Annotated in this window: 7 protein-coding genes; all 7 read left to right on the forward strand. The window is 66.0% G+C overall.

Features of this window, described 5'->3' with window-relative positions; genetic code table 11:
- A partial coding sequence (locus GPT33_RS14515) for an isochorismate synthase (protein WP_296810141.1) occupies nt 1-1195 on the forward strand: 1195 nt, incomplete at its 5' end.
- Entirely contained in the window at nt 1192-2997 is a 1806-nt protein-coding gene (menD, locus tag GPT33_RS14520) for a 2-succinyl-5-enolpyruvyl-6-hydroxy-3-cyclohexene-1-carboxylic-acid synthase (RefSeq protein WP_296810142.1), read from the forward strand. The genes GPT33_RS14515 and menD, both read left to right, overlap by 4 nt.
- A 9-nt stretch (nt 2998-3006) precedes the next feature.
- Entirely contained in the window at nt 3007-3882 is an 876-nt protein-coding gene (gene menB / locus GPT33_RS14525; RefSeq protein WP_363929385.1) for a 1,4-dihydroxy-2-naphthoyl-CoA synthase, read from the forward strand.
- Nucleotide 3883: 1 nt separating this feature from the next.
- The gene (locus tag GPT33_RS14530) at nt 3884-4774 is read left to right on the forward strand and encodes a 1,4-dihydroxy-2-naphthoate polyprenyltransferase (RefSeq protein WP_296810145.1); all 891 of its coding nucleotides are present in this window, start codon (nt 3884-3886) and stop codon (nt 4772-4774) included.
- Between the two features lie 182 nt (nt 4775-4956).
- Nucleotides 4957-6036: an o-succinylbenzoate synthase gene (menC, locus tag GPT33_RS14535; protein ID WP_296810147.1), complete on the forward strand. Its 1080-nt coding sequence runs from the start codon at nt 4957-4959 to the stop codon at nt 6034-6036.
- A gap of 36 nt (nt 6037-6072) precedes the next feature.
- A complete protein-coding gene (locus GPT33_RS14540; protein WP_296810149.1) occupies nt 6073-7653 on the forward strand; it encodes a penicillin-binding transpeptidase domain-containing protein in 1581 nt (526 codons plus the stop codon).
- Nucleotides 7650-8861 (forward strand): FtsW/RodA/SpoVE family cell cycle protein (locus tag GPT33_RS14545; RefSeq protein WP_296810151.1); only part of this gene is annotated, 1212 nt, incomplete at its 3' end. The genes GPT33_RS14540 and GPT33_RS14545, both read left to right, overlap by 4 nt.

An 8861-nucleotide genomic window follows, 5' to 3' on the forward strand; every position in this document is an offset into this window, starting at 1 on the left:
CTACGGCATCGCCGGCGAATGGACCGCTCAGGGCGAGGCACGTCTTCAGACCTTGCGTACGGCAGCGAAACGGATGGCGGCGCACTGGGAGCATTTCGACCCGGACGAGACCGGTTTCTCGGGGTTTGCGATGCTTGGCTTCGCATCCTCGCCCGTGCCCGACGCACCGGTCGAGCCGGACACCTTGCCCAACGCACTGCTCTGGCTTCCGGAGCTTGCGCTGTCCTCGCGCGCCGGTCAGGCGGCGATCATCCTCTCGACCGCATTGCCGGTCGCACGCGAGGAGGTCTTCGCGCGCTGGAAGGCGCGCTTGGAGCAGATCATCCCGCGGCTGAATCAGCCGGCGCTCGATCCGCTGACACCGGCACGGCTCGATCAGGGGCGGACCGAGCCGGATGGGGCACGCTGGCAGGACCTCGTCTTGTCCGCTCTCGAGCAGATCGAGCAGGCGCATTTGGAGAAGGTCGTCGTCTGTCGGCGGCTCAGGCTCGAGGGTCGCCGGCGCTTCGACCTGACTCGGTTGAACGCCGCCCTGGCCTATCTGTTTCCCTCTTGTCAGGTGGTGTCGATCCGCCGACACGCGACCAGCTTCGTCGCGGCCACGCCGGAGCGCCTCTTCACCCAACAGCGCGATCGCATCGAGGTGGACGCGATCGCCGGGACCGTCTGCCGCGCCGCGAGTGCCGACCGCGACGCCGAGCTTACGAGCGCCCTGCAGACCTCGCGCAAGAACCTGCACGAGCACATGGTCGTCGTCGACGCCGTGACCGATGCGCTCGGCCATTGCAGCCGTCACATCGAGCCGCCGGACGGACCTCGGGTGATGCAGCTCAACAACGCGCAACATCTCTGGAGCCTGGTGCGCGCCGAGCTCGACCCCGGCATGGACGTCTTCCAGCTCGCCGAGCTGCTGCATCCCACGCCGGCCACCAACGGTCATCCGTGCGAGTTGGCGCGCGCCTGGCTGCGCCGATCCGAGCCGATCCGGCGCGGTTGGTACACAGGTGCGGCCGGGATCATCGAGCCGGATCTCACCGGCGAGCTTTGGGTGCTGTTGCGCTGCGCCGAGATCCACGAGAGCACGGCTGACCTCTACGCCGGAGCGGGGATCGTCGCGGGCTCCGACCCGGACTCCGAGTGGCAGGAGACCGAGCATAAGCTCGCGGCCATGTCGACGGCGCTGCAGTTCGCATGAGCCATACCGAGACGCCCGATCAGGGCTGTCGGAATTTGCGCTGGGCGCTCGCGCTCTTCGATGGTTTGGTCCGCGGCGGTGTGCGACGGGTCGTGCTCTCGCCCGGCTCGCGCTCGACGCCGCTCGTGATGGCGGCTCAACGACAACCACTGGTGGAACTCACACCCATCCTCGACGAGCGCAGCGCCGCCTTCTTCGCCTTGGGACTGGCGCAGGCATCGGCTCGGCCGGTTGCGCTCGTGTGCACCTCGGGCAGCGCCCTCGCCCATTGGTTTCCGGCCGTCATCGAGGCCTCCGAGTCCGGCGTCCCGCTGATCTTGCTCTCGGCGGATCGCCCGCCCGAGCTGCGCGGCTGGGGTGCCAACCAGACCATCGATCAGACGCGTCTCTTCGGCGGATTCACACGCGAGTGTCATGATCCGGGTCCGGCCGAAGAAGATCCGGACGCGCTCAAGGCGATACGTGCACTCGGGCTGCGCGCAGCGCTCGTCAGTCTGGGGCCTCGGCCCGGTCCGGTGCATCTGAATCTCCCGTTTCGCGAGCCGCTCGTCCCGGGGCCATCCTGCACAGCCGAGCCGCTCGGACCCCTCGGTGGGCCTGAAAGCGCCCCGGACCATGGATACGGGGCTCCTGCCTCGGCCACTGACCAGGTGCGTTCCTTCGACACACCGCAGTGGCTGCGAGGGCTCAGGTCACTCCTCGGCGGTCGCGGAATCATCTGCTGCGGCCCGATGAGGCCCTCGGAGGCGTCGGCCGAGGCCATCTTCGCCTGTGCCGAGCGGCTCGACGCCCCGGTCTTGGCCGATCCGCTGTCCGGCCTTCGCTTCCGGCCGGCGCCGGGCGCGCGGATCACGCGGTACGACAGCCTCTTGCGCAACCCCGCGGCCGCAGCGGCGCTGAGACCGGACTGGGTCATCCGGTTCGGCGGAACACCCGTCTCCAAGATGCTGTCCGGCTGGCTCGAGGGGATCCCGTCCATCCTGGTCGATCCAGCCGAGCGCTGGACGGATCCGACCCATGACGTTGTGGCCCGCATCACCGCGGACCCGACGGCGTTTTATCGCCTCGTGGAGGTCGACGGCATTGGCGGCCAAGGGGACCGCAGCTCAGGCAGGACCTGGATCGGGCGCTGGAGCGCCGCAGAGCGGACACTCGATCGGCTCGCCCGGGCCTTCCTGGAGCAGTCGCCTTGGTGCGAGGGTCACCTCATCGCCGATCTGCTGGAACGTCTCCCCGCGGGGGACGGCCTTTTCTGCGCCAACTCGCTGCCGATTCGTCAGCTCGACACCTGGTCGGGGCAGTCGGAGAAGCCGCTGCGGGTCTTCGGCCAGCGCGGTGCGAGCGGGATCGACGGACAGAGCTCGACACTAGCCGGGCTGAACGCAGGCCGGGCGGAGCCAACACGCGGCGTCGCCGGACTTCTGGGCGATCTGTCGTTCATCCACGACCTCAGCGGCCTGTTGCTGATGGAGAGGCTCGACCGCCCGTGCATTGTCTTGAATAATGGCGGCGGCCGTATCTTCGACACTCTGCCGCAGCGCGGAATGGCGGGGTTCGAGCCGCTTTGGCGAACGCCGCAGCGCGTGCAGCCTGATGCCCTCGCGCGGGCTTTCGGGCTCGCGCATCGGTCGGTCGACGACGCCTCGGGCTTCGCGCAAGCCTGGGCCGAGGCAATCGACGCCGGGATGCGCGCAGAGCCGGCCGGACTCATCGAGGTCCGTCTGGATGCGGAGCTGAGCCTGCACACGCACCGCGCGTTCTGGAACGGCGTTCGCGAGCAATCCATCATCGAGAGTGAATGAGGTTCCAAGGTGTCGTCAGCGTTCAGTCAGCAGGCCGGTCAAACCGAAAGCGAGGGACCGAGCCCCGTGGTGTGGGAGACGCCCCCCGGCGACCTCTATCAAGACATCCTCTACCAACAGGCGGAGCAGATCGCCAAGATCACTATCAACCGGCCCGAGGTGCGCAACGCCTTTCGGCCGCAGACGGTGCGCGAGCTCATCGACGCCTTCCGTCGCGCACATCTGGATCCGCGTGTCGGCGTCATCATCCTGACCGGCGCGGGCGATCTGGCCTTCTGCTCGGGCGGCGATCAGCGCATCCGGGGTGACGAGGGCTACCGCGACGAGGCAGGGGTCGAGCACCTGAACGTGCTCGAGCTGCAGCGTCAGATCCGCACGCTTCCGAAACCCGTCGTGGCGATGGTCGCGGGCTACGCGATCGGCGGCGGGCATGTGCTGCACCTGATCTGCGACCTGACGATCGCGGCGGACAATGCCCGCTTCGGCCAGACCGGGCCGCGGGTCGGCAGCTTCGACGGCGGTTTCGGGGCCGGCCTTATGGCCAGGACCGTCGGCCTGAAGAAGGCCAAGGAGATCTGGTTCCTGTGCCGTCAATACGATGCGCAGGAGGCGCTCGCGATGGGGCTCGTCAACACCGTGGTGCCGCTGCGCGAGCTGGAGTCCGTCACGCTCGACTGGTGCCGGCAGATGAACCGACTGTCCCCGACCGCGCTGCGTGTGCTCAAGGCATCCTTCAACGCCGAGACGGACGGACTCGCCGGTATCCAGGAGCTGGCCGGGAATGCCACCGCGCTCTTCTACACGACCGCGGAGGGACAGGAAGGACGCGATGCCTTCCTTGAGAAACGCGAGCCCGATTTCGGCAAGTTCCCGCGGCGCCCCTAGAGTGTCGGACTCCGGGTCGAATCTCGCACTCTGGATCGCGGCGGCGCGCCCCAAGACATTGGTCCTTGCCATGACCCCGGTCGCGGCCGGGATCGGGCTGTCCGTCTTTCAGACCGGAGAGCTTGCCGCCGTCACGGCGGTGCTCACCCTGATCGCGGCGGTGTCGATCCAAATCGGCACCAACCTGCACAACGATGCATCCGACTACGAGCGTGGGACGGACACGGCCGATCGTCTCGGTCCGCCGAGGGCGACCGCGCAGGGCTGGTTCAGCCTCGAGCAGGTCAAGCGGGCGGCACATCTGGCGTTCGGGCTCGCCTTCGTCATCGGGCTGGCCTTGGTGGTGCGCGGCGGCTGGCCGATCCTCGCGATCGGGATCGCATCCCTGGTCGCAGGTTATGCCTACACCGGCGGGCCGCGTCCGATCGCCTACGGCCCGTTCGGCGAGCTCTATGTGCTGCTGTTCTTCGGGCTCGCTGCCGTGGGTGGAACCTATTACCTGCAGACCTTGACCTTCGACTGGCCGGCGCTCATGGTCGGCATTGCACTGGGGCTGCCGGCTGCCGCTGTCTTGCTGCTGAACAACTACCGGGATCTGGAGACCGATCGCATCGCTGGACGGCGCACACTGTGCCACTATCTGGGCCGACCGAGGGCGCGTGTATTGTATGGCCTGCTGCTGCTGGCATCGATCGCGATCCTGCTCTTCAGCTTCGGCCCGGCGATCGCATGGCCGCTACTACTCGCCATCCCGCTCGGCGGTCTTCTGACCCTCAAGCTCGTTCGCGGCGCAACCGGCAAGCAGATCAATCCACTTCTGGGACAAACGGGGCTCTTCCAGGCCGCCGTGACGGTGCTGCTGCTCCTCGGATTCGGTCTGAGCCGGATCTAAACCGCGCCCGGTGGTATGCGTCGTTTATTGGATTGGATTGGCCGCGCCAGCTCCGAGAACTGTCGGAGCTGGCGCGGTTTAGACTATCGAATGTTGAACCGCCTCTCCAAGAAGGTCGGAATAATTTTTGACACCGACACAAATGAAAATGACGCATTTCACTCCGGACGCGCTTTAGGGTGATGGATCATCTGCGGATCGATCGACTTCGGATCCGTCCGTATGATCTTCCGCTGCGTCGCGACTGGCACAGTGCGCGGGGCGGGTTTCGACGACGACGCGGATGGCTGGTCTGCGCGGGGACGGATGGGGCGATCGGTTTCGGAGATTGTGCGCCGATTCCAGCGGCGGGAACGGAGGATCACGAATCGGCGGAATCCGCATTGTCGGGTGTCCAAGCTTGCGCGCTCGGCAGATCGGTGGGGGAGCTCCTGCAGATGCTGGACGATCGATTCACCGTGACGCCGGCCGCGCGCTTCGCGCTCGAATGCGCCTTGCTCGACCTCCTGAGCCAAGTAGAAGGGGTTCCCCTGCGCCGGCTGTTGGCCGGCGACGCATCGGATGCCGTTTCGGTCAACGGGATCCTCGGTGCACTCGCGACCCTGAAGGCGGCCGATCTTCAACGGGCGGCGGGGACCGGCTTCATTGTGGTGAAGATCAAGATCGGCGTCGAAGAGCCCGACTCGGAGATTGCCCGCCTCACGGCGCTCGCACTCGTCATGCCGGCCGCGATGCGACTTCGGCTCGACGCCAACGGGGCCTGGGGCTTTGAGGAGGCATGCCGTATCCTCGATCGCCTGACTGGACTCCCGATCGAGTCGCTCGAAGAGCCATTACGCATCCCCGACCCGAGCCGCCTGCATGCGCTTCAGGAGCGTGCAGACTTTCCGCTGGCGCGGGACGAAAGCCTGGCGGGCCTGTCTGCGGATATGGATCTCGGCGGGCTGGGCGTGAGGCGCATCGTCATCAAGCCGGCCGTCGTGGGCGGTCTTCGCTCAGCACTCGACCTGTCGCGACGTGCCACCACGGCCGGTATCGAGGTCGTGGTTACCGGTGTCGTGGAGAGCGCCGCCGGACTTTGGCCGACCGCCCAGCTGGCGGCCGCTTCCGGCAGCATGCTCCCTCACGGGCTCGCCACCTCGGACTGGCTGGCCGAAGATCTCGGGGTCCCGCCGCGCTTGCACGGCGGGAGCCTGTCACTCTCCGAACGACCTGGCTCGGGATTCAGACCGCATCCTGAGTGGAACACGAGCCCGGAGTAGGACCGAGGCGGCAGAGTTTTCGAGCAACGTGCCCGCATGACGACACACCTGGATCCGGAGCTCTGGTCGCTGATTCGCGTGGCACTGCATGTCGGCTTCTTTCTTGCTGCTGCCTATCTGCTCAGGTCGATGCTCGACGCCCGCTGGACCACCGAGCTGCGACATCTGCCGCGCCCCAAATGGTCCGCGCGCGTTCCGATCGTTCTCTTGACCCTCCTGTTTACCGGGATCTTGGTCTATCAAGCGACATGGCAGTTGATCGGCACATCTCGCCCGCAGTTCATCGCCTTTATGCAGCTGCACGACAGGCGCGAGCTGAACCCGGCACATCGGATCCAGCGCGGGCGGATCCTGGATCATCGCGGCGAGGTGCTCGCCTACAGCGAGGAGATCCTCGGGCAGGTCTATCGCCTCTATCCCGACGGACCTGCCTTCGCGCATGTGGTGGGTTATAGCCACCCCTGGTTCGGGGCTGCGGGGATGGAGTCGGTAGCGAACGTGCGACTCAACGGCGGTGCGCCGAACGGATTCGGCGACTGGGGGAAGCTCGGTCGCCAGCTCGTGACGCAGGACAAGCGCCCGCGCGGACAGGACCTGACACTCACACTCGATGCCGAGCTTCAACGGATGGCCTTTGGTCTCCTTGAGGGTCAGCGAGGGGCGATCGTCATCTTGCGACCCGACGACGGAGCGATTCGCACGCTCGTGAGCACACCCTCCTACGACCCGAACCGGATCAGCTCGGCACTCTTCCAGGATTCAGGTCCCGGCGCGGCCTTGCTGAACCGCGCCACTCAGGGCCTCTATCCACCGGGCTCGACCTTCAAGATCCTCCTTGCCGCTTTGGCGCTGGAGCAGGGTTTCTCCGGGGCGCTCGAGTGTCCTGCAGATGGATTCACGACATCCGCGCGCTACCGAAAGATTCGCGACCATGAATACTATGCAGCCAAGGAACGCGGCTCGGCTTGGGCGGGACACGGGCGCCTCGATCTAGCCACGGCGTTTGCGCGATCTTCGAACGTCTTTTTCGCTCAGCTCGGCGTGCACTACGGACACCATGCCTTTGACGTTATGACCGAGCGAATGCAGCTCAATCGCAGGATCATCCTGCACGAGACGCCCTACGGGAGCTGGTCGATGCGCACGGGCGAGATCCCGCGGCTCGACGCTTCGGACCGTTATGGACTCGCCCAGATGGCGATAGGTCAGGGCGCCGCCCTCGTGACACCGGCACACATGGCACTGATTGCGGGCGCGGTGGGCAATCGGGGCCTCGCCGTCAGACCGCGGCTGATCGAGACGGATGAACCCGCGCCTCTGGGCTATTTCATGAGCACCTCGGTCGCCGAACGCCTTTCGGCCATGCTGCGGCAGGTCGTCGTCAGCGGAACAGGCCGCGGGATCGAGACCCATCGACTCGCGATCGCGGGCAAAACCGGAACCGCCGAGAACCCGCATGGCGCGGCGCACAGCTGGTTTGTCGGCTTTGCACCCGCCGATCGGCCTCAGCTTGCAGTGGCCGTATTGGTCGAGCACGGTGGCTATGGCTCGACCACGGCGGCGCCGATGGCGAGAGATCTCTTGTTGCGGTCGCTCGATTTGGGGTTGATCGAATGAGTCGGGCGAACGGACCGCTCGACATCCCTGACACCTGGGATCTACGCGCGCCGGAGCGCGCGCTCTTGGCCTGGTGCGTCGTCTGTATCGCGCTTGGATTCTTGATGCTGTGGGGCTCGACACACGTCGGCGGCGAGGTGATCGACCTACCCGACCTCTTGCCGCTCGGGCTCTATGCCCTTTCGCTGCTGGCGCTTCACCTGATGTTGGTGATGGCTCGATTTCGGGGCGATCAATTGATTCTGGTCGCCGTCGCCTTTCTCTCGGGATTCGGGATGCTGGCCCAGTACCGCATGGGATCGTTCGAAGCCGGGGGGACGATCTCGCTCAATCTGACCCTTTTCCCGATCGGGCTCGTCCTGATGGGAGCAACCGCCATCATCCTCATGCGTGGACGTTACGGGGCCGTCGTGCAGGGACGCTGGATCTGGGTCTGGGCCGCGCTCTCGCTTGGACTATTGGCGGCCTTACTGATGTTCGGGCAGCGCTTTAGAGGCGGCGTCTATGCCGCAGGCTTGGTCACGCCGAGCGAGATCCTGAAGGTGACGATCGTGCTGTTCGTGGCGGGCTTTATCGTGCGCAACACGAAGGCGCTCAGCTCTTGGGGAAAGGGTTTGCCACTACCGCCATGGCGGGCCCTGCTGCCGCTTACCGGCTTCTGGCTGGTGCTGGCCGGCCTCTTGGTCGTCCAACGCGACCTCGGACTCTTCATCATTTTGAGCATCGCCTTGCTGACGATGCTTTTTGTCGGGACCGGGCGCTTGGGCTATCTGCTCTTCGGCGGAATCAGCGCGGTTGCACTGACCGGGGTCGTCCTGACTGTGCTGCCTCACGGGGAGCGCCGCGTGACGGCTTGGCTTGAGCCCTTCCGTGATCCCACGGGAGGGAGTTGGCAGATCCTGCAGGGATTGTCCGGGATGTTCTCCGGGGGACTCTGGGGAGAAGGATTCGGACGCGGAAGCCCGGAATATACCCCCATCGCCCAATCGGACTTCATCTACTCGGTGATCGGGGAGGAATTGGGGTTCGCGGGATGCGCGATCGTGATCCTCTTCTTCCTGATCCTGTTCGGCCGAGGCCTCGTGGTTGCCTCCCGAGCACGCGACAACGCTGGCCGGTTGGTCGGTCTCGGACTCGTGACCGTCCTCGCAACCCAGACCTTCCTCAATATCGGCGGCGTCACCAAGTTCGTTCCACTCACCGGCCTA

This window comes from Thiocapsa sp. (assembly GCF_011390875.1).
Lineage (GTDB): Bacteria > Pseudomonadota > Gammaproteobacteria > Chromatiales > Chromatiaceae > Thiocapsa.

What these genes read in the sequence shown, in the direction of transcription:
- menD (WP_296810142.1), top strand. Translation starts at nt 1,192, where the DNA reads ATGAGCCATACCGAGACGCCCGATCAGGGCTGTCGGAATTTGCGCTGG.
- menC (WP_296810147.1), top strand. Translation starts at nt 4,957, where the DNA reads ATGGATCATCTGCGGATCGATCGACTTCGGATCCGTCCGTATGATCTT.
- GPT33_RS14540 (WP_296810149.1), top strand. Translation starts at nt 6,073, where the DNA reads ATGACGACACACCTGGATCCGGAGCTCTGGTCGCTGATTCGCGTGGCA.